Genomic DNA, 22,795 nt, shown 5'->3' with positions numbered 1-22,795 from the left:
GACTGCATTTTTAAATACAAAGTCAATTATTTTTAGTTTCGCTTAGTACCATCTCTATTCAAGTAGGTTTTATTTCCATTACTGTTAATATAATATTTCCCACCTTGAGGACCAGTTTGTACAGTCCTAACCTGTCCAGAAACAGTAACTGTAGCTCTTGAACTTGGTGAACTAGAACCTCCAGAACTTCGTGTTCCTGTACTTCTTGTACTTCTTGTTCTTGCACTACTTGCTCTTGCACTACTTGCTCTTGAACTACCAACATTACTACTACCACCAAGACCCGGAGTTGCCGCATATATATATGAATTAGCTATACCTTCCAGCATAGTCTGTTGCATAGCTGTTTCTGGGTTAGACTTAAATCTATCTAAAATAACTGCTGCATTTTTTGCGTCTCTATAACAGCATAATTTATAAGCAGTTCTTGATACTGCGTTCATGCTGTTAAGTCTATTATCAAGCTTTTCCAATTCAGTTAATTCTTGAGTTTGTTCTTCATCAGTAGGGATATTAACTTGTATTGTTACAGACCTTTTTTGTTCTGTGTAAATTTTCAATTCATTACCTGGATCGATATTAGAGTATTCTACTCCATCTTCAACCCTATTTTCACCAAAAACACCTTGAATTATTTCATCAGCCATTTCTGCTGTAAGTCCATCTTGTTCACCAAATTGTTCATATAAAGACCAAGCACTATCTCCTTCTCCAGCTGTATAAGTTACTGTACCTGTCTCCTTGTCTACACTACGCTCCCAAATCATGCCGTCTGGATCAATAAACAAAATAGGGTTATTGATTGCATAATTATATGGTGAGAACTCATAGTTTTCTGGAACATCAGCCAAAGGATCTATATTCATCCAACGTCCTAAAGAGGCATCATAATTTCTTGCTCCATAATCATACCAATCTAATCCTAATTCATCTTGAAGCTCTTTTCCATTGTATTTGTACTTCTGAGCAATGTTAGTAGAGTTAACCACGTCATTATACCCTTTATGTTTTAAGCCAAAGGGATAGTAGTTGTTTTCTTCTATGATTTCTAGGTTAGGGTTAATAGAACCATTGCCATCACTGTCTGCATAGGTAAGTCGTATATTCCCTAAATGATCTTTGTATTGATAAATATAATTAAAACTCTTACCCTCTGGTTCTATATAACCTTCTGGGTGCGAGAAGAACTTTAGGTTATCATCCTCATAGATGTAATTCCCTCTATATTGTGTATTTGTGACATTGGTTTCGTCTGTAACCACTTTCTTTAATTTTAGACCTGTTGCGTCGTAAATATAGTTAATTTTCTTCTTTCCTCCTGTACCAAATGTCACTTGTGTTGGTAAATTTAAATGGTTATATGTAATGGACGTGATATCCTTATTTTTATCAATAATCATATTTCCGTTAGTATCATAACTATAATCATCATTTTGTACAGTAACCTGCTTAAATCCAATAGTATTATCTCCCGTTTCTACAACATCAGTAAGTTGGTTACCATCATAACTATAGGCGAGTTCGTCCATATTGGTTACTAGTACGCCCGAGCTGTTAACACCACTACGTTTTAATGTCATGATATTACCATTTCTGTCATAATCCATATTGCTAAGATTAAAATAATCATTGTGATTAACGCCTGAGGCCTTCTCAAAATCTGCTCCCGTAATCCTATTTAGCGCATCATAACTAAAACTATAGCCTCGCTTTATCTGACTCTCGCTCGTTGAGGCGTCATAAGTTCTGGTATTCCAGAAAATCTCACTTATGTTACCATTATACAACGAGGTAGAGTTCGTATTATCTTTGCTGTTGTAGTTTAGCTTTAAGCCAAACAAATCGTTTCCTGTAGCATAAAGATTATCTACATTATTGATATCGGTAAGCCAGCCTCGTACATTATAGCTGTAATCTACCTCTTGTAACCCGCCATTTAAATTATAAACACTCAAGTCCTTAATTCTGGTGCCTGTGCTAGCAATAGCAACATCGCCATACATCGTGGCTGTAGTTGCTGGTGTTTCTGAAGTGTAGAACTGTTCTCCGTTTTTGTAATAGTATATCGTAGTCCCGCGACGTTCTACCGTAAAAGTGTCCCCCGGTACATGCGTGGTTTTAAATCCTTTATTTGAACCACTCTCAAGAACACCTACATTACCTGCAGAGGTAATATTAATGGCATACTTTATCGATGGATAACCTACATTTGGATCGGTATAGGATAGTCCTGCCATAAAAGCCTTATTAATATCTACAGTAGTAAAACGTACATACCCATCTTCCAAAATACCATTCTGAGTAGAAAGCCCTGCTGTGCCCCAAGAGCCGCTCGCAGTTTTGGTGATGATATTATTGACTATAGATACACCTACTGTATTGGCATAAGTTAGGTCTATAGCCAGTTCACCACCAACCTGTTTCATCTCCAACTGCCCAAACTCATCATAATGGTTCTTTACAATAAGTTCCTTAGGATGGTTGTTAATGCTCTGCTCGTGTCTGGATAACCTATCGGCATGATCATAGGTAAATTCATCTACAACAACCTTAGGTTTTTGTTTTTCTACATCATGCGTGCTGTGTGTTTTAGTGACCTTACCTACAAAATCTAGTTTAGAACTCATACGGTCTGTATACTCTAAATAACTGTTTGTTGATGTGTTTTGGATAGGTCGTCCTTTAGCATCATAGTAACTCTCGGTTGTGGTCCACGTATTGGTATCTAAGGTCCTTACCTTAGAACCTGTTGCTAGACCTGTTACATCCTGTGCAAATGGTTGACTTAATGCCGAATAGCCTATAAAGACATCTTCTACAATGGCATTTTCATGTAAGAACGATCCATATCCCATGAGTTCGCCTGTAGTACTTGTTGCAGAGGCATAAATAACCTCGCCATTATGGTAATAATAAATCTGGCTCCCTGATCGCAACACTCTAAATACGTCTCCTGCCACATAATAGGTTGGTGGGATGGTCGTATTAACGCCTTGTTCAAAAACATAAACTCTATAACTGTTTCCTACGCCTGCTGCATAAATTCCATAATCGATCTCGTCTCTATGATAGGTAGGTGATGTGATTGCTGAATTTGTGAGTCCGATAACAACACCTTTATCGGCATCCTTAACGGTCCATTCGATATAACCATCATCAATTATGGTTTCATCTGTTGTAAAACCTGCATTCCATGCTGTTATCGGATTGGTCTTCTTTACCTCATTATCAGAAAGATCCATACCTGAAGACAAGTCCAAATCATAAGACGCCTGATACGCATTCTCGGTATCCCAATTGTAGTTGTCATAATAGTTTATCGTAAGCACTTCATCTATTGCCTGAGGATACACACTATTAGAATAGTGTAAAACCGTAGTGGGATCATTTGAAATAGCCGTTGTCGTACTTTGTTGGGTTTCATATAAATTGCCTGTTTGTCCATTTAAAACGCCTTGAATGTAAAGTCGCGTCTCATTGGCTATAAAAATACCTGTATAAGCCACACGATCAAATGCATCATACTTAGTAAATAACCACTTCTTACTTGCGCGTAAATTGGCATCTTGGGTAAGCACTGGACGATCTAAAGTATCATAGACGATGTACTCCCATCCCTTTTGTGGAATCTTCTTCTCTACCAGTCTATTTCTATAATCATAGTGGTATTGGTAACAAAACTTGTCTAACACAGCTTGATCAACTGTATTGCTGCCATTTAAAATTGCTTTTGAGCCTTCTGGTGAAAGCACATACGTTAGGTTACCAAAATCATCATATACATAATAGGTATCATGAGCGATACCACTATTATAGGTACGTTTTAAAACCACTTGACCTTGCGAATTGGTAAACTCTTCTGTAGTATGAGATTTGCCATGGGTTTGTCCAGTTTGCCAATTCTCATCCTTGGTAATGCTTTTAAATAACTCGTTTGCCGAATAATAACCATTGTAAATCAGCTCTGGTGTTTCGGTATTTGAATTTAAAAAATTCACATCAAACAGCCGTACCTCGCTAGCAACATTGCTTTGGTAATCGAATCTAATGCTGTGATTGGTACCCATAGTAGAGCCAATCTTCCAATCTGTTCCTGGAGCACCTTGTTGTAATACTCTATTTAATGGGGAATTCTCAAATTGCTTTTCAGAATACGCGTTTACATCAGAAACACTTGCCCATTCTCCTGAATACTTGTTATAATAATGTGTTTTCTGATTGGCTTTTAATACAGCATTATCGATATAATCTAATGCCGTAATTCCTGTTACTAGACTTTCCATTGGTAAATAGTCTTCTACCTGCCTTCCGTAGCCATCATAAAACACAGGCACAACAACATGTTGTTTATGTCCTCCTGCTTGCTTGGCAATAGATTGTTTTGGACGCCCTAGACCATCTAAGTACGTCACAGACTCTATCTTATCATCATCGATAAGTGCGTCTATTTCTGATTGCGTCTTAACCGCTTTCTTATATGTGGTTGACTTTACGTAATTCTCTGTTGTGGTTTGTGCCAATACTATAGATGACACAACTACAAAAGCTAATGTGATTATTGATCTTTTCATTGTTATAGGTATTAGTATTGGTTTTTGTAGTTATATTCATTTTCACTTAAGATATTACCATCTTGATCTTTGACATATAAAAGCCTATTCATACTATCGTAATTATAGGTCATAGAATAGCCTCTAGCATCTGTCACCTTTGTGATACCAACCATAGCATTATACTCGTAAGTTGATACCTGAGCATCTGAAAAATTAGTTTTTAATGTATTTATCTGGGTCGCAGTTAAACCTCCCGAACCTGCATTGAAATTACTGCCTAAAACAGTCTCTATCTGAGCAAAAGTGACATTTAGAAGTTTTGCTACGGGAAATGTATTGTCGTATCCCCATATGTAACTTATTGGAACACCATCAGACTTTCTAAGCTCTAGTGGATTCCCATAGCCATCATACTTTATAAATTCTATTCGAGACTCTGGGGTTGTTGAACTCTTACCCGATTTAACAGATTGAGGTAATACTTGATTGCTTACAAATTCATGATAAATATTTTGTGTCTCACTTAGCTTAACACCATTCTTAAAACTCTCCGTCTCTAAAACCTCATTAATCTTGTTTAAATCCTCTAACTTGTCTTTTATAACTGTTGAATTACTATTTAAACTCGGTCCTACTGGATAGTAATATTTGGTTTGCCAATGTTGGTCAACACCTTTTTCTTTAAGGAATGTATTTTGTTCTGCAATTTGATAATTATCAGAACTATAACTAAAGGTTTGATTGGTTGTCACCATTTTATCAGGAATAGGAACGTTTAAAACAACCTGCTCGGTGCCGTCATAAACGTAATCCTTAGTCTCTGTAGACGTAAGCTGTACTTTGTAGGTCACCTCGTCATAACGTCTAGATGGTCCTACCGTTAGCTCATTTACATGTATGAAAGGTGAGCCAAACGCGATGAATAAACCTGCTCTTGATAAAGGTAGTCCTGTACAAATATCTGTATTATACTTTGTTAGTAAAGGGCTATTTTGACCATACAAATAAAAGTTATCAAACATGACTCTTGCACAATGTGGCCCAGTTCCATCACTTCCATTGATAAAATCATTTTCGTTAGTATCGAAAGCTAAGGACTCTGTCACTACTTGTTCTATAGCACCGCTTTCATAATTATACGTATTAGTAGTTTGCTTAAGAAGTCTATTGTCTGTATCATATATGGACACTGTTTTTACATTTCCTCTTTTATAATCTGTATCAGGCATACGAGGAAATGGATAGGTATATCCTGCAGTAAATGTTGGAAAGTCAATAGGGGAATGAAACCTGTATTTTACAACAGATTCATCTTTAATAGTTTCGCCACTTGTTTGTGGCGTTGGAGCAACCGATGTATCAACGTTATAAGCAGCCACATCTCTATAGCCTATAAAGTTGCCTTGGGTCATCTGTGCATCCAATGCATTATTAGTTTCGGTTACAAAATAGCGCACGGGGTTTTCAACAATTTGAGCCGCATTGTAAATGGGTTTACTATCTATTGTGTATTTACGTTGTAAATGAGATGATCCATCAAAAGAACCGCTAGAATAATAATGTGTAGGGTTTGTTGGTCCCTGAAAATTAGGGTTACCTGGATATCCCATTGGGCTTGGAACTAAAGATTCTAATTGATAGTTAAATGCTGTTTTAGATTTGGTCTGACCAGCATCTACATTTTCTACAGATGACATACGAAGACCGCCTCCATAAACCCACCAATTTAATTCATCGGCGATTAATGATTTTGGGGAAATAACTAATCTTACACTAATGGCATGTGGCAGTGTAGATTGAGCATATGCATCTTCTACTGGTAAAAATGGATCTTGGGCAATGTGAAATTCATAAGTACCTGTTTTTAATCCTACTTTTACATTTCCTGTTGTATTGTTACCATTCAGAATAAAACTACCAGCTGTACCACTACCAGTGATTGGGACATAGTACACCGTAAAATTAAATGGGTCTATATAATCTTGACCACTTAATATTTCATATTTAACATTAGCATTGTGATCTACATTTACTGTTATTGTTTGCACAGCACTCGTTGGAGGCGTTCCTCCTGTCTGGTAATGATTTGTTGTATTATGAATTTGAGAATCTGGCGTTACCGTATAATTATCTGGGTTTTCAAAAATCTCATCAAAGGTCAACAAGCGATCACCTTTATAACTATAGGTATTACTTTGCCAATTAAACTCACGTTTACCTCCAGTAGGATATGTAATACTTGAGAGTGCACCAGAGGTCACTAAATCTTTATACGTTTGCTCATCACCACTGTTATAATATCCAAAGGCATCACTCAACGTTTGACCAAAGGCATTTAAATTCTCTTTATTATTATATTCAAAGACATAGGCTAATGAATTATTTTCCTCAACTTCATCTAAAAACAACAAACTAGAAGTATTCTCCATTGCCGCGTTATAATTAAAATCGTAGGTTTTATTAACACTGCCATTGTTTTTAATCACTACAGAATTGAGTCTTTTACCAACATATTCAGGGTGATTATCGTTAGAGGTAAACTCTATGGTAACACCATCTCTAAATGTGATATAATCAACCTTTTTAGAATCTATAATCGTTGTTCGCGTAGAGCTTACAGCAAGAGGTTTTAGTTGAGCGTATAATGCTGAAATACAACTTGGAGTAATCCCTACAGTATAAGGTCTGGTATTAACATCTACAATATGTTCAATGGTGGTAGCAAGATATTCGGGTTCTTCTACAACATCTTTATAAACGATACTTAGTAAGTTTAAGTCGTTAGGAGTCTCAACCTTACTGAGTTTCCATGCCGAGCGAAATTTAGGAATATCATCTCCTGCTACTGGAGCTACGGCTCCACCACCACTTCCAGGTTGTGGGTAAGAAATGGAAAAACTATTGTTTTTTGTAACCTCGACTTGATCAAAAGTATATTTAAATCCGTTCTCATCAGTGATTGTAAAGGAATCAATGACTTCAGGATAAGGGTTGTCATAGCCATCATAAAATCCTGTTTGTGCAGCATAACTTACAGTGATTTTTAGTTTTGAGGCATCACCAATAATTTTAGGCGTAATAACACCATTTTCTTTCACAAATAGAAAACGTCCTGTCCTACCAAAAAAATTAAACTGATAGATATCACGTTGATAATCCAATTGATAGTCTTGGGCATGTTGCGCATCAAAATAAAACGCTCTTATCTTATAAGCATCACTATTAGGATCTGGATTGTTAGGATCAAAAGTGTCTAGAATATTCCAATCCCAATAGTCATAAAATTGATTGTGATTAATTCCAATAAACATTCCTGGAACGTTTAAATCATCTGGTAGTCCAACTACCGAACGTGAAATCACACCGCCAGTTTCTAGCGACCAACCTTTGCCTACCCAGCCCGACTGTTCATTTACGCGAATGCCCGAAACTTGGTATTGTAGGGCCAGACTATAGTTTAATCCATTAATGGATTTACTAAATAAGGGCATCCCTATACGAGGTTGCCCTGTATAATGGTTTAAATCTACCTCTTCAAACTTCATTAATTGAGCTACCGTAGGAGAAGGCCTTATAATTTCTGGAAGTGTAAATGAGTCTTTAGAATTTTCCTGTGCATAAGACAGGGAAAACAACATTAATATAAAGACAGTTAAAATCTGTGCTACAAAATTTTTCATTGCGTAAATACTTTAATAGTTAACTGAAAACAAATCACCAATTGTCCATTTTACAGGGCTTTGCGATGATTTTGCATGTTCATTTTTAATGTCTTAAAGCTAATTACGAAATATGAGTCTGGATAAAGGTTATAGCTTTAAATATTAAAGCATAAACCTTTAATTATACCGATATACATGTCCTTATAATTGAAAAACACAACAAGTTTAGCGCAGTTATTTAATTTCTGCTTATTTTAGTTGAAAGTTTATTCATGTCTTCAAAATCCAGATTAGATCGTGCTTATAACAATGCTAAAGTTGTTCCATTTGACAATAGCAGTAAGTTAATTTTATTTAGCGATTGCCATAGAGGTGATAATAGCTTTGCCGACGATTTTGCCAATAACAGAAATATTTATTTTCATGCCTTAAAACACTATTATGCTGAAGGTTTCAGCTATTGCGAGTTAGGTGATGGCGACGAACTTTGGGAAAACTTATCGTTTGAATCTATCTTAAATGCACACAAAAATGTGTATATGTTGATGAAGTTATTTCATGAACAAGAGCGATTACACATGATTTGGGGAAATCATGATATGGTATATCGAGATCCAGACTATGTAGAAAAACATTTATCAACCTATTTTGATCCAAAAATAGGCGAGAATGTTGAACTTTTTTGCGACATCAAATACCATGAAGCAGTTGTTTTAAAACATTCTGAAACAGGACAGGAGTTGTTCTTAACCCATGGGCATCAAGCAGATTGGTGGAATTATCTCTTTTGGAAATGGAGCCGTTTTATGGTTCGCGTTCTATGGAAGCCACTCAATGTTATGGGTATTGCAGATCCTACAAGTCCGGCAAAAAACTACAAAGAACTTATAAAAGTTGAACGTCGCACTAAAAAATGGATTGCAGATAACGATAACCTCATCACGATTGTTGGTCATACACACAGACCTCGATTCCCAGAACCTGGAGACATCGCTTTTTTTAATGACGGAAGTTGCGTCCACCCAAGAAGTATTACTGGTATAGAAATTGAAAACGGTGAAATCTCTCTTATTAAATGGCAAATTGCTACCACAGATGATGGTACACTTAAAATTGTTAGAATTGTATTAGAAGGACCTAGAAAATTAGTAGATTATAAAACAGATTAACTCTCAGGGGCTAGTTCTACTTCTAAACCTTCCATCTCAGGCGTGATTTGAATTTGACAACCCAAACGCGAATTGTCCTTAACATAAAAAGCTTCGCTTAACATGGCTTCTTCGTCGTCTTGCATTTCGGGAAGTTCGTGCTCAGAATTTACGTAACATTGACATGAGGCGCACATGGCCATACCTCCACAGATACCAACTGTACCTTCTGGAGCCAACTCGTAAGAACGAACAACTTCCATGAGGTTCATTGCCATATCTGTAGGTGCCAAAACCTCATGAGTTACACCATCGCGATCTGTTATTTTTATGTTGACGTCTTGTTCCATATAATAGTGGTTAGTAGTTAGTGGTTAGTGGTTAGTAACTTATAGCTTGTTCTTAATTTCTAATAGACTTAATCAAACCATGCAACATCTTAGAAATTTCATTTGTTTTTTCAATTAGTTTGTCAACCTCAAGTTTATTAATAAAACCAAGTCTTAAAGACAAATACAACATTGATCTAACTTCACTATTAGAAGCTAGTGAAAAATACAAAAATCTTGAAAAATCGGCATTAGAATTTCTATCAAAACCTTCGGCAATATTATTAGAAATAGAAACAGTAGCTCTTTTTATTTGATCTCTAAAAGAAAAATCTTTGTTGTCCTTAAAAGTACTGTAAATAGCAACTGCCAAATCTTGAGATTTTTGCCAAACTAATAAGTCTTCAAATCGTTTTACAGCCATTATACCACTTACTACTATTTACTTTTTATTAATCACTAATTACTAACCACTTAATACTATTTACTAAGTGATTAATCTATCTTTTTCACAACAGCTTTAGGAGCCTCTTTACGTGTCCCATCAAATCCATTTACACCACTTACTGTTGTATATTTTAACACATAACGTTTGCCAGGATTGATAATTTGATATGCTGCTTGGCACATTAATGTTGCTTCATGGAATCCGCATAATATCAACTTTAATTTTCCTGGATAGGTATTCACATCACCAATCGCGAAAATTCCTGGAATATTGGTTTGATAATCTAGAGCATTGTTAACAACAATGGCATTTTTTTCAATCTCCAATCCCCAATTTGCTATTGGTCCCAGTTTTGGAGACAAGCCAAAGAGTGGAATAAAATGGTCACACTCCAATTCGAATTCTTTTTCAATATGTTGTGCCTGTTTTACAACAACAGCTTTTACATTTCTATCTCCAACAATCCCAATTACCTCAGCAGGTGTAACAAGATTTATTTTTCCTTTATTTTTTAACTCTTGAACTTTCTCTACCGAATCTAAGTGACCACGAAATTCATTGCGTCTATGAATTAATGTGACTTCACTTGCAATATCACTCAAAAAGATACTCCAGTCTAATGCAGAATCTCCGCCTCCAGCAATCACTACTTTTTTACCTCTATATATTTCTGGGTCCTTGATGATATACTCTACACCTTTATCTTCAAAATCGGTAATATTATGAATTAATGGTTTACGCGGCTCAAAACTTCCTAAACCTCCTGCAATAGCAACAACAGGTGCTTGATGTTTGGTACCTTTATTTGTTGTAACTATAAATGTACCATCGTCTTGCTTATCTATGGTTTCGGCACGCTCACCTAGTGTAAATCCTGGTTCAAATTGCTTGCACTGCTCGAGTAATTTATCTGTTAAATCACCTGCTAAAATTTCTGGGTATGCAGGAATATCGTAGATAGGTTTCTTAGGATATATCTCCGAGCATTGACCTCCTGGTTGCGGTAACGCATCAATTAAATGACATTTTAATTTAAGCAAACCTGCTTCAAAAACGGTGAATAAACCTGTTGGTCCAGCTCCAATAATGAGTATATCTGTTTTAATCATTTGTGTGTTTCGAAATTCTGTAATTCTTAATCAGCTTTGTTTGGGCAAAGTTCTTACAATTAACGTCTCTTTTTTATGACATTTATCAGTCTATGCGTGAAGGATTGAACGGCCTGTTTGAGCTCCTCGCAGAGAGCGAGTAGTGAAAGCCTGACCCTTGTGGTCACGCCATACTAAGACTCAATATTAACGACTTCTTCTATTTGAGGTGCGTACTTCTTAATGGTCATCTCAACGCCAGATTTAAGTGTCATTTGATTAACACTACATCCAACACAAGCACCTTGTAATTGCACTTTAACCAACTTATCATCCTCTATGGATAGTAATGAAATATCACCACCATCACTTTGCAAAAAAGGACGAATCTCATCCAATGCTTTTTCTACGTTAAGTCTTAATTCTTCTGTACTCATCTATTATTTCTTTACTGCTGAACATCCAGCCATGGTCGTTATTTTAATTGCTTCTGTTGGCGGCAAATCGTCATTACGTCTCACTACTTCTTCAACGACATTTTGAGTTAGCTTCTCAAACGCCTTTTCTAAAGATGTAGCTGTTTGTAATGCTGCTGGTCGACCAACATCTCCAGCTTCTCTTATACTTTGTACCAAAGGTAGTTCTCCTAAAAAGCGTACTTCTAAATCTTCGGCAAGGTTTTGAGCACCTTCTTTTCCGAAAATATAATATTTATGATCTGGAAGCTCATCTGGTGTAAAATAAGCCATATTTTCTATAATACCCAATACAGGTACATTGATACTATCTTGTTGGAACATGGCTACACCTTTTTTTGCATCTGCCAAAGCCACATTTTGCGGTGTACTAACAACCACTGCTCCTGTTATTGGGAGGGATTGCATAATACTTAAATGGATATCTCCTGTTCCTGGAGGCAAATCAAGGAGCATAAAATCGAGCTCTCCCCAAGCGGCATCAAAAATCATTTGATTTAATGCTTTTGCCGCCATTGGTCCTCTCCAAACTACAGCCTGATCTGGTTTTGTAAAAAATCCAATGGATAACATTTTAACACCATAATTTTCTACTGGTCGCATTTTAGATTTCCCATCAACGTTTACAGCCAATGGGCGTTCTAATTCTACATCAAACATAATTGGCATCGACGGCCCATAAATATCGGCATCAAGAACTCCAACTTTAAATCCCATTTTTGCCAAAGTCACAGCAAGGTTCGCCGTTACTGTAGATTTTCCTACGCCTCCTTTTCCAGAAGCTACAGCAATAATATTTTTAATTCCAGGAATGGCCTTCCCTTTAATAACATTAGGAGCTGCTTTTGCTGGAGCATTAACTTTTACGTTAACGGTAATCTTAGCCTTTTCATAAACGATATCATGAATGGTCTTCATGATTTCAACTTCGGTTTTCTTTTTGGCTTGAAGGCTCGGGTTTGAGATAGTAATATCTACAATAACCTCATCTGCAAACGTGACAACATTGGTTACAGCTCCACTCTCAACCATATTTTGTCCTTCTCCTGGTGCAGAAATGGTTTCGAGCGCTTTAAGTATATCTTGTTTATTTAATTTCATAGTGTGTTTTAAAAACTAGATCCTTTTATTAAGAATCATTCTAAAATGCAAAGATACAGCGAAATGTTTACATTTTGAAACCGTTTAATTGAAATGATTTATAACACAATAGACGCCATGAACCCTATTAATTGATGTAAAAAACAACTGGCAGCACTCGAAATTGCATTACTGGGATTCGATGAACGACAAAATAACAGACACTAAATGCAAAAATATCCGTCTAAGTGTTTGATTCATAATGTTTTGTGACTTTGGCATTCAAATTGTTTCTAATAGTATAACTATAGTTACCTCATTGTAGCTATTTTAAAAACAGACATTATGTTCACATTTAGAAAAAAAGATCTTAAAGAAGACGCACAATATGTTAAGCGTATTATTACTTCATATTGTGAAAAACCGCATATAAAAAAACTGAGTTCACCAATATCTGAAGAGTTCTTTATTATAGACAAGAAGAACCAGATTTATATATGTATTGAAGATGGTAAAGTTACGCTTTCTAATCATGTTTTTTTATACAAAAAACAGTTTAGCTTGTCCTTTACTGATGGTCTTAAAAAACTAATCAAAGAAAGTATAGAATCTGAGATGCAATCTCTTAAAAGTTCACTTTTTAAGAATGAAACAGACTTACTGGCTAAAGTTCATAATATTTCTTTGTCTGACAAAAAGCCAAACGTTATAAATCATAACTTTAAAAAGGTATCAAATCTGTAATAACTTTACTTATAATTCTTTAGCGGGATCCCAATATACTTTATCCAAGTTTTGGATTTGATTTTCGATAACTTCTATGCCTTCGCTTTCAAGAAGTTGTTGCATAAGGTTGGTGCCGTCAAAATGATGCTTTCCTGTTAGCAAACCTTTACGATTTACCACACGATGTGCAGGTACGTCTTTACCTGCAGAGCCATTCATAGCATAACCTACCATTCTTGCACTTCGTTTTGCGCCTAAATAATTAGCTATAGCACCATAGCTTGTTACTCTTCCGTAAGGTATTAATCGTGCAACTTCGTAAACTTTATCAAAGAAATTAAGTGTTTCTTGTTTCATATAAATTGTCGTTTGCCAATTGGTATAATCTGTATTTAACTGGGGTTATAAATCCATTATAATATTAATCAAGGTCACACCTGCAACGATACCAGTAATTGCACCAATGATATAGTTCATGTTTTTTTGAGATGTGAATTTTTTATCCTTGATTTTATCAAAAAAGAATATATAAATATATAACATAACAAAAGTTCCTGTTGCTGCCCCAGAACAATAGGTCACAATGTTTGAAGTTGCGAAAGTAAACCACCCAAACGTTGCGATGGTAATGGTCATATAGGCTTGATAAGGAATAGGAAACACATTAATTGCAGACAAAAACATACCTTGAAAAAAACGACTGTGGTTACTCTTAGTATGCTGTTCTACATCGGGTTTGGGAGAGGTTTTAGCTAGCAATAAAAAATAAATGGTAATTAACACAAAAATCACAAAGGCAACCCGTTGCAAAACTTCAACAACATAGGGGTGATTACTAAGATATCTTGCAAGCATTGCCGCAATGTAAGTTTGTAAAAACACTATTAAACAAACCCCAATAGAAAACGCCACGCCACGACTTGAACCTTCCTTTAGACTTACCTTTGCAGCGGTCATATTTAATAATCCAGGAGGAATAACTCCAACAAGGGCGATAATTAATCCCAGAAAGAAAATGGCGGTTATGTTCAAATCTAACTAATTTTAAACCTAATATACGTAATTGGTTTGTTTTGTTCTAGATATTGGGATTCATAATAGGTTTGTATACTCGTAACTTCTTCTGGACTTCCTTCTTGTTTATAGACATTGTGATTAGCATAAAGCACCTCATGTCCTTCTCCATGCAGGAGCCCAAGTGTATAGCCATGCATAAATTCGCTATCGGTTTTTAAGTTAACAACACCATCTGGTTTTAAAATGGTTTTGTAACGTTTTAAAAATTCGGAATTAGTCATTCTATGCTTTGTGCGTTTGTATTTTATTTGTGGGTCTGGGAAGGTTATCCATATTTCGTCTACTTCATGTTTTGCGAACGCATAATCTACTAATTCTATTTGTGTTCGTAAAAATGCAACATTAGGTATATTCTCTTCAATAGCGGTTTTTGCACCTCTCCAAAACCTAGCGCCTTTAATATCTATTCCAATAAAATTTTTGTTTGGAAATTTCTTTGCCAATTCTACCGAGTATTCGCCACGACCACAACCCAATTCAAGAACCAAAGGATTGTCATTTTTAAAAACAGACATATTCCATTGTCCTTTTAGTTCGTACTTTTCGTTTACGAGCTCGTCTCGTTTTGGCTGAAACACATTGTCAAAGGTTTCATTTTCTTTAAATCGTCTAAGTTTATTTTTACTTCCCACTTTAAAAAATTAACAATTTCTTATTTTTATTATTCAAGCCGTAAAATTAAGGAAACATTTTAAGCTTTAACTTTGTTTTTACTGAATTTGAAAAAACGAATACTCATAGCACCTTTAAATTGGGGATTAGGCCATTCTGCAAGATGCATTCCTCTTATTAATGCTTTAATTGCTCATCATTTTGAGCCTATTATTGCAAGTGATGGTGCCGCTTTATTATTGTTAGAGAAAGAATTCCCTGAATTGCAAACCATTGCGTTACCTTCTTATGGCGTAAGTTACCCAAAAAAGGGACATCATTTTAAGTTAAAATTGTTTCAAAACTCTCCTAAATTGATGAAAGCCATTACTGCCGAGAAAAAGGCAACAGCTTCTATTATAAAAGCATTCAATATAGATGGAATTATATCTGATAATCGCTTGGGTGTACATAGCAAAGAAGTGCCTTGTGTATTTGTAACACATCAACTTCAAGTATTAAGCGGAAATACGACTTGGTTGAGCACAAAACTGCATCAGAAAATCATTAGACGTTTTAATGAATGTTGGGTTCCAGATAATTTAGGTGATCATAATTTAAGTGGTGTTTTAGGTCATGTTAATATGCATGAAATGCCCATAAAATATATTGGTCCGCTGAGTCGATTTGAGAAGAAAACGACACCTATGAAATTTGATGTTCTGGTGCTCTTATCTGGTCCTGAACCTCAACGTACGTTGCTGGAAGGTAAACTTTTAAATGATTTCAAAAATTTTAATGGAAAGGTGGTTTTTGTTATGGGACGTGTTGAAAAACAACAGCATATTTCCGAAGAGAAGCACATTACAATTTACAACTATCTCACGAGTAAAGAGCTTGAAAAAGTTATTAATGAAAGTGCGCTTATCGTAGCGCGTTCTGGATATACGACAATAATGGATTTGACTAAACTTAGTAAAAAGGCCTTTTTCATTCCTACACCAGGGCAATTTGAGCAAGAATATTTAGCGAAACGATTAACCGATCTTGGATATGCTCCTAGCTGCAATCAGGGCGATTTCAATTTAGAAAAGTTAACTGTGATTTCAGAATACAAAGGCTTAAATGCGATGAACTATGATGTGAATTACAAAAAGTTATTTCACCTTTTCTAGGGTGAATGAAAATTCACTTCCTACACCTACTTCACTTTCTACATAGATTTTTTCTTCGTGAGCTTCAATGATATGTTTAACAATTGAAAGTCCTAATCCCGACCCTCCTTCTTTTCGAGATCCGCTTTTATCGACTCTATAGAAACGTTCAAACAAACGTGGGATATTGACTTTAGAAATACCTTCTCCGTTATCTGTAACTCTTACTATAACCTTATTTTTAATAAGGTTTTCTATGCTTATTTCGGTGGTACCCTTTTCTTTCCCATATTTAATGGAATTTACAATTAGATTCGTAAGCACCTGCTGGATGCGTTCTTTATCTGCTGAGACAAGTATTGGTTGATTATAATCTATATCGAACATTAACGATATTTTCTTTTTCGAGGCCTTCATTTCCAAAAGATCAAACACACTCTCTACCAATTCTACAATATCGAACCTATCAATATTTAGCCTTAAGTCACCAACTTCTAACTTGGTAATCATATCTAAATCTTTAACAATATAGATAAGTCGTTCTAAGCCCTTGTTGGCTCTATTTAAATATTTTTCACTAACATTTTCATCGTGCATAGCACCATCTAACAAGGTCAATAAATAGCCTTGAACAGTAAATAACGGTGTTTTTAACTCATGCGACACATTACCTAAAAACTCTTTACGATATTCTTCCCTAACTTTAAGCGTTTCAATCTCCAATTTTTTATCTCGAGCATACTTATCAATTTCTTGAGTAAGGGTTGCCATATCAGTAGTAATAGGTTGTTTTCTTAGCGAGGCTGATTCTAAAATTGTTAAGTCGTCATAGATTTTTTTTACACGTCTGTATATAAAACGCTCTACTCTATATTGGATAACGATAAAAGACAATATATAAGTAAATAAAGCAAAAGAGGCCAAATAAAGTAAATCAATAGAATGCAGTAAATACAAAAAAACACTCGATAAGAGCGTTAAAAAAAAAGTAATGTACAAGGAAGTTTTAAAAGCAAACTTGTATGATTTTTTTAATTTTTTTTGCATTAGTCTACAAACTTATACCCAACACCTTTAATGGTTTTAAATTTTTTGTCTCCAATTTTTTCTCGAAGTTTTCTAATATGAACATCAATGGTTCTACCTCCTACAACCACTTCATTTCCCCATACCTTATCAAGAATTTCTTCGCGTTTAAAGACTTTATTGGGTTTTGTTGCTAACAAAGATAGTAATTCAAACTCTTTTCTTGGCAAGACCAATTCTTCGTCTTTTATTGATATTTTATATTCTTCTCTATTAATGGTAAGATCACCAATTTTTAGAACTTCTTCTATTTGTTCTTCATCTTTTAGGCGTCTTAAAAGTGCCTTAACTTTACTTACTAATACTTTAGGCTTAATTGGCTTAGTTATATAATCGTCTGCCCCAGCATCAAAACCAGCCATTTGCGAATAATCTTCACCTCTAGCTGTTAAAAATGTAATAATAGTATCACTCAATTCTGGAACCTTTCTAATAAGCTCACATGCTTCAATGCCATCCATTTCTGGCATCATAACATCTAAAATGATTAATTGAGGCTTTTCTTTTTTTGCTTTTTTTACGGCTTCAATACCGTTTTCGGCAGTACTAATTTGATAGCCTTGAGATGATAAATTATAACCAACAATCTCTAAAATATCGGGCTCATCATCAACCAACAAGATTTTAATATCTCTTTTTTTCATTGTAATAGTGAAAACTTTGTGATGTAAAGATACTATTAATAACAAAAAATTATACTACACGATAAATTGATAACATTAAGTTAACCTTATAAAAACCAATCATAATGCCATAATTAATTGTGCACGAATTTGTAAAAACTGGCTATCGCTGTGGTTTAAACACCTACATCCTTATAAAAGTCTACAATAGCCTTTACAAACTGTACATTAACCACTTAAAACTAGTGTTATTCTATTGTTAAATGGAGATATAGCATCTCATTTATTCGTTTAAACACCAAATTCTCCTTATATTTGTTTGCTATTTTTTCAAAATACTTAACTTTTTAACAAACAAAATAATTATGAAAAAACTTTACTTTTTATGTTTAACCGTTTTAACAACATCTTTGTCCTTTGGTCAAGTGGTTATAAACGAAATTGACGCAGCTACTCCAGGTACTGATATGGCTGAGTTTATTGAGCTTAAAGGAACGCCTAACGCATCTCTTGATGGATTAGTAGTTGTACTTTATAATGGCTCAAATGACCAAAGTTATGCCGCTTACGATCTTGATGGTAAAACTTTAGATGCTAACGGATTCTTTATCTTAGGTAACACCGCTATAATCACACTTCCTGGTGATACAGACATGGGCGCTAGTAATGCCTTACAAAACGGAGCAGATGCTGTTGCTGTTTACAGTGCTAATGACACTGATTTTCCAGATAACACACCTGTGACTTCAACAAATTTAGTAGATGCTATTGTATATGGTACTAGTGATGGTGATGACGCTGGGTTATTAGCTGGTTTGGGAGAATCTGTTCAATATGACGAAAACCTAAATGGAACTAATGATACAGAATCACTTCAACTAAATATGGCTGGTGATGCTTATGAAACTAAAGCTCCAACGTTTAGAGCAGAAAATGATACAGCTGTTTGCGATTTAAGTTTATCTTCAACTTCTGCTGTTTGTGATACTTTTACACCAGGTGCTACTAGTGACACATACACTGCTACAGTTGATTTTTCTGGAGGAGGAACTTCTACATATACAGTAATGGCAGATTCAGGAGTTGTTGATTTAACAAATGGCGATCCTTCAAGTGATGCAACTGGTACAATTACAGTGACAGGTGTTGCAGAAGGAACAGATGTTGTAATTACTGTTCAAGATGGAGGGTTATGTGACCTTATGTCTACGGTAACATCTCCTGTTTGTGAGCCTTCAAACAGTTTACCTTTATATGAAGGTTTTGACTATACAGTAGGTGCAGACCTTGGCGCACAAGCTAATTGGAATAACTTTAGTGGTTCTGCAAATCCAATTGATGTTGTTTCTGGTAACTTAACTTATGCAGGCTTAATTGCTCCAACTGGAGAATCTATTCAGTTAGATGGTTCTGAAAATTCTAATATAGATTCAGAAATCACTTTTACTCCTGTAACTTCTGGAGAAGTTTATGCCTCTTTTATTATCAACATTAGTGACTTATCAAATATTACAGATTTAAATGATGGTGGTTACTTTGCAGTTCTTGGTAGTTTTGACGCGAGATTATGGGTACACCCAGATACTGATCCTGTAGGTACAACGTACGACATTGCATTAACAAATGGTAGTTCTGGTTCGAACTTTACTACAACTAAATACAATATAAATGAAGATGTTTTTATTGTTATGAGTTATAATGTTGATACTGGTGCTATTAATGGATGGGTTAATCCTGCTGGTGCAGATTTAGGTGGCACAGCTCCTACTGCATTATTAACAGATACTGATGGATCACCAAATCCTTCTGTTGATACATTTGTTCTAAGACAAGATTCAGCTGGTGAAACTCCAATTATGACATTTGACGAATTACGTATTGGTACGTCTTGGGCAGATGTTACACCTAATACTTTATCTACTGAAGAGTTTTCTGCAGATAGCTTTAAAGTATTCCCTAACCCAACTTCAACTGGGTTTGTAAATATCATAAGTAATAATAACAATGCAACTTCAGTAGTTGTTTATGATATCTTAGGAAAACAAGTAATCAGTGAGTCTTTAACAAATGACCGTTTAAACGTGTCTGCATTAAATACTGGCGTTTACATCTTAAAAATAACACAAAATGATGCTTCGATAACTAAAAAGTTAGTGATCAAGTAATCTAAACACTCTTATTTACATACAAATAGAGAAACGGTCCTATGATTGTTTCTCTATTTTTTGCACCAAATTATTAATTTTTATCCCCTTAATTTAAAATGAAAAAGATCTATTTAACAACATTACTATTAATTTCAACATTTTTAGTTCAAGCACAATTACAAAAAGGTGACATTGCCTTTACCGGTTACATTGCCGATAATCCAGACCAATTTTCGTTTGTGGCATTGGTTGATATCCCAGCTAATACTACAATCAGGTTTACCGACAATGGTTGGTTTGCCGCTGGTGGTTTTAGAAACAACGAAGGTACTTTAGATTGGACATCACCAAATAGCATTGTAACTTTTGGTACCGAAATCTTAATTACAGATGTAAACAGTTTAACAGTAAACATTGGATCGCTCACAGCAGTAAGCAGTTTGGTGAGCCTTAGTTTTAATGGTGACCAACTATTTGCTTATGACCCTGCTAATACACCTGTAGCTGGCGATGAGAGTGGTTTTTATGCTGGTATTCAAATGAATGGCGCATGGGATGCTAATGCAACAGGAGGAACATCTTCGGCACAGCCAGCATCTTTAGTTGGATTTTCTTTAGAAATCGCTCCCGAAGTTGACAATGCTGTTTATGATTGTTCTACAACAACAGGATCTATTTCACAACTTAAAGCTGCGATTTTAAATCCAGGAAATTGGACAACGAACGACAATCCAGGGCTTACACTCCCTACATGTAATTTCATGCAAACATTATCAACTAATGATGTAAGCACAACAAACTTTGATGTGTACCCAAATCCTGCATCTCATGTGGTTAACATAAATGCAACTAACACCAATGATAGTATTGAGGTTAGTGTTTTTGATGTTTCTGGAAAAGAAGTTATTAGAGAAACTTTAGAAAACAATCAATTAAATGTTTCAAACCTAAACACAGGGTTGTATATCTTAAAAATTACACAGAATAATGCGTCTACAACTAAAAAGTTAGCCATTAAATAAATTGTAATTACAAATCATTTAAAAGCGTCTCCATAAATATCGAGGCGCTTTTTTTTATTTTTGCACTAATGATAGATACAACTCGCATTTTTTCAATTACTTCTGAAAAAGAATTTCAAACACTAGCTTTAGATGTTTTTAAATTTCAGTTTGAAAATAACGCAGTGTATCGTTCTTTTTGCGATTTGCTATATAAGCATCCTAGTGATGTAAAACAGATTAGAGATATTCCGTTTTTACCCATTCAGTTTTTTAAAAGTCACCAGGTATTAAGTTCTCAAACCCCCATTCAAGAAACATTTTCTAGCAGCGGAACAACTGGCACTACAACCAGTAAGCATTACGTTACAGACCTCTCAATTTATGAGCAAAGTTTTAGAAAAGGTTTTGAGCAATTCTATGGAAACATTAAAGACTATGTTATTCTTGCTTTATTACCAAGTTACTTAGAACGCGAAGGATCATCATTAATCTATATGGTAAATGATATGATCAATGCCTCCAAACATGTCGAAAGTGGTTTCTACCTCAATACTATTAATGACTTAAAACAACAATTAACAGCATTAGATGCTAAAGGGAAAAAAGTATTGCTCATTGGGGTGTCTTTTGCCTTATTAGACCTCGTGGAAAGTCATCAATTCAAACTCCAAAACACAATCATAATGGAAACTGGAGGCATGAAAGGTCGTAGAAAAGAAATGGTAAGAGATGAACTCCATACCATTCTAAAATCGGGTTTTGGTGTTTCTAAAGTTCATAGTGAATATGGGATGACCGAACTATTAAGCCAGGCGTATTCGTTGGGCGATGGTCGTTTTAAATGTCCTAGTTGGATGCGTATTCTAACACGTGATCCTGAGGACGCACTTACACTCCTAAACAACGAAAAAACTGGTGGCATAAATATTATTGATTTAGCAAATATCAATTCGTGTTCATTCATTGCAACACAGGATTTAGGGCGTACTTATAAGAATCATAGTTTTGATGTTATTGGAAGGTTCGATTCGAGTGACATTAGAGGTTGTAATTTAATGGTCTTGTAAACTTTTTAGTTTTCTATCGACTACAAATCCATGAAAACAAAATTATTTAGTGTTATCTTTTTCTTCGGAATGATAACAACATTCGCACAGTCTGTAAATTACAACACCAAAAAGAATTATATAGCTAAAGGTTATGATGTTGTAGCTTATTTTGATAACCAAGCTATCGAAGGTGATAAGGCTTATACCACAATCTACGATAATGTAAAGTTTAAATTTTCTTCGGAAGACAATCTTAAAGCATTTAAAAACGATCCTAAAAAATATATTCCCCAATATGGAGGCTATTGTGCATATGCTGTAGCTGTAAGTTCTAAGAAGGTGGATATCAACCCCAAAACTTTTGAAATTAGAGATGGAAAGCTCTATTTATTCTATAATTCTTGGGGAAATAACACTTTAAAAAGCTGGAAAAAAAATAATGTGAAAGGTTTACAAAAAAAAGCCGACAAAAACTGGGAAGCTATGAATTTAGACGAATAGTTTAGAGTTCTATGAAAAAGAAGGATTAGCTTCGAATAATAGTTGATTGGTTA

General features: G+C 35.1%; 19 protein-coding genes. 7 read left to right on the top strand and 12 right to left on the bottom strand.

Going from position 1 to position 22,795, the window contains the following annotated elements; translation table 11 throughout:
• Positions 1-32: 32 nt before the first annotated feature.
• Together Q0893_RS04995 and Q0893_RS04990 are read right to left on the bottom strand one after the other, a co-directional pair.
• On the bottom strand, positions 33-4,571 hold the full coding sequence (locus Q0893_RS04995; RefSeq protein ID WP_299272904.1) for a DUF6443 domain-containing protein: 4,539 nt from the start codon (positions 4,569-4,571) through the stop codon (positions 33-35).
• 11 nt (positions 4,572-4,582) lie between these two features.
• Positions 4,583-8,233, bottom strand: a complete 3,651-nt coding sequence (locus Q0893_RS04990; protein ID WP_299272901.1) for a hypothetical protein — start codon at positions 8,231-8,233, stop codon at positions 4,583-4,585.
• A gap of 254 nt (positions 8,234-8,487) precedes the next feature.
• On the opposite strand from Q0893_RS04990, the gene Q0893_RS04985 reads away from it, so the two are divergent.
• Complete coding sequence (locus Q0893_RS04985; protein WP_298900680.1) at positions 8,488-9,384, top strand: metallophosphoesterase family protein; 897 nt, start codon at positions 8,488-8,490, stop codon at positions 9,382-9,384.
• Here the strand turns inward: Q0893_RS04985 and Q0893_RS04980 are convergent.
• The 5 genes from Q0893_RS04980 to Q0893_RS04960 form a co-directional block, all read right to left on the bottom strand.
• Positions 9,381-9,713: a 2Fe-2S iron-sulfur cluster-binding protein gene (locus tag Q0893_RS04980; protein ID WP_298900681.1), complete on the bottom strand. Its 333-nt coding sequence runs from the start codon at positions 9,711-9,713 to the stop codon at positions 9,381-9,383. The two genes, Q0893_RS04985 and Q0893_RS04980, sit on opposite strands and share 4 nt — an antisense overlap.
• Before the next feature lie 52 nt (positions 9,714-9,765).
• Positions 9,766-10,116, bottom strand: coding sequence for a four helix bundle protein (locus Q0893_RS04975; protein WP_298900682.1), 351 nt, complete (start codon positions 10,114-10,116; stop codon positions 9,766-9,768).
• Between the two features lie 71 nt (positions 10,117-10,187).
• Positions 10,188-11,249, bottom strand: a complete 1,062-nt coding sequence (locus tag Q0893_RS04970) for an NAD(P)/FAD-dependent oxidoreductase (RefSeq protein WP_298900683.1) — start codon at positions 11,247-11,249, stop codon at positions 10,188-10,190.
• 173 nt (positions 11,250-11,422) lie between these two features.
• Positions 11,423-11,665, bottom strand: a complete 243-nt coding sequence (locus Q0893_RS04965; protein WP_298900684.1) for a NifU family protein — start codon at positions 11,663-11,665, stop codon at positions 11,423-11,425.
• A gap of 3 nt (positions 11,666-11,668) precedes the next feature.
• Positions 11,669-12,805 (bottom strand): Mrp/NBP35 family ATP-binding protein, encoded by a 1,137-nt coding sequence (locus tag Q0893_RS04960; protein WP_299272895.1) that lies wholly within the window; start codon positions 12,803-12,805, stop codon positions 11,669-11,671.
• Positions 12,806-13,129: 324 nt separating this feature from the next.
• On the opposite strand from Q0893_RS04960, the gene Q0893_RS04955 reads away from it, so the two are divergent.
• Positions 13,130-13,528, top strand: a complete 399-nt coding sequence (locus tag Q0893_RS04955) for a hypothetical protein (protein WP_299272892.1) — start codon at positions 13,130-13,132, stop codon at positions 13,526-13,528.
• A 9-nt stretch (positions 13,529-13,537) separates the two neighbouring features.
• Here Q0893_RS04955 and Q0893_RS04950 read toward each other — a convergent pair whose 3' ends face one another.
• From Q0893_RS04950 to trmB, 3 genes are read right to left on the bottom strand one after another with little or no spacing between them, the layout of a single operon-like run.
• A complete protein-coding gene (locus tag Q0893_RS04950; RefSeq protein WP_298900687.1) occupies positions 13,538-13,867 on the bottom strand; it encodes an MGMT family protein in 330 nt (109 codons plus the stop codon).
• Positions 13,868-13,912: 45 nt separating this feature from the next.
• On the bottom strand, positions 13,913-14,542 hold the full coding sequence (locus Q0893_RS04945) for a lysine transporter LysE (protein WP_298900688.1): 630 nt from the start codon (positions 14,540-14,542) through the stop codon (positions 13,913-13,915).
• A 2-nt stretch (positions 14,543-14,544) separates the two neighbouring features.
• Positions 14,545-15,219: a tRNA (guanosine(46)-N7)-methyltransferase TrmB gene (trmB, locus tag Q0893_RS04940; protein ID WP_299272887.1), complete on the bottom strand. Its 675-nt coding sequence runs from the start codon at positions 15,217-15,219 to the stop codon at positions 14,545-14,547.
• A gap of 87 nt (positions 15,220-15,306) precedes the next feature.
• Between trmB and Q0893_RS04935 the strand changes: the two genes are divergently transcribed.
• On the top strand, positions 15,307-16,353 hold the full coding sequence (locus Q0893_RS04935) for a glycosyltransferase (protein WP_299272884.1): 1,047 nt from the start codon (positions 15,307-15,309) through the stop codon (positions 16,351-16,353).
• Here Q0893_RS04935 and Q0893_RS04930 read toward each other — a convergent pair.
• On the bottom strand, positions 16,336-17,379 hold the full coding sequence (locus Q0893_RS04930; RefSeq protein WP_299272882.1) for an ATP-binding protein: 1,044 nt from the start codon (positions 17,377-17,379) through the stop codon (positions 16,336-16,338). The genes Q0893_RS04935 and Q0893_RS04930 overlap by 18 nt on opposite strands.
• A complete protein-coding gene (locus Q0893_RS04925) occupies positions 17,379-18,062 on the bottom strand; it encodes a response regulator transcription factor (protein WP_298900692.1) in 684 nt (227 codons plus the stop codon). The genes Q0893_RS04930 and Q0893_RS04925 overlap by 1 nt, the downstream gene beginning before the upstream one ends.
• 344 nt (positions 18,063-18,406) lie before the next feature.
• Here Q0893_RS04925 and Q0893_RS04920 point away from each other — a divergent pair, with 344 nt between their 5' ends.
• From Q0893_RS04920 to Q0893_RS04905, 4 genes are all read left to right on the top strand, one after another.
• Positions 18,407-20,206 carry a T9SS type A sorting domain-containing protein gene (locus Q0893_RS04920; protein ID WP_299272879.1) on the top strand — a complete coding sequence of 600 codons (1,800 nt, stop codon included), beginning with the start codon at positions 18,407-18,409 and terminating at the stop codon, positions 20,204-20,206.
• A gap of 98 nt (positions 20,207-20,304) precedes the next feature.
• The gene (locus tag Q0893_RS04915; RefSeq protein ID WP_299272877.1) at positions 20,305-21,210 is read left to right on the top strand and encodes a T9SS type A sorting domain-containing protein; all 906 of its coding nucleotides are present in this window, start codon (positions 20,305-20,307) and stop codon (positions 21,208-21,210) included.
• A 68-nt stretch (positions 21,211-21,278) separates the two neighbouring features.
• Positions 21,279-22,259 (top strand): acyl transferase, encoded by a 981-nt coding sequence (locus tag Q0893_RS04910; protein WP_299272875.1) that lies wholly within the window; start codon positions 21,279-21,281, stop codon positions 22,257-22,259.
• Positions 22,260-22,289: 30 nt separating this feature from the next.
• Positions 22,290-22,742, top strand: coding sequence for a YHS domain-containing (seleno)protein (locus tag Q0893_RS04905; protein ID WP_299272873.1), 453 nt, complete (start codon positions 22,290-22,292; stop codon positions 22,740-22,742).
• Positions 22,743-22,795 lie beyond the last annotated feature (53 nt).

This window comes from uncultured Psychroserpens sp. (assembly GCF_947494225.1).
Taxonomy (GTDB): Bacteria; Bacteroidota; Bacteroidia; order Flavobacteriales; family Flavobacteriaceae; genus Psychroserpens.
The sequence above is the reverse complement of the archived record's forward strand: the minus strand, read 5'-3'. Positions and strand labels throughout refer to the sequence as shown.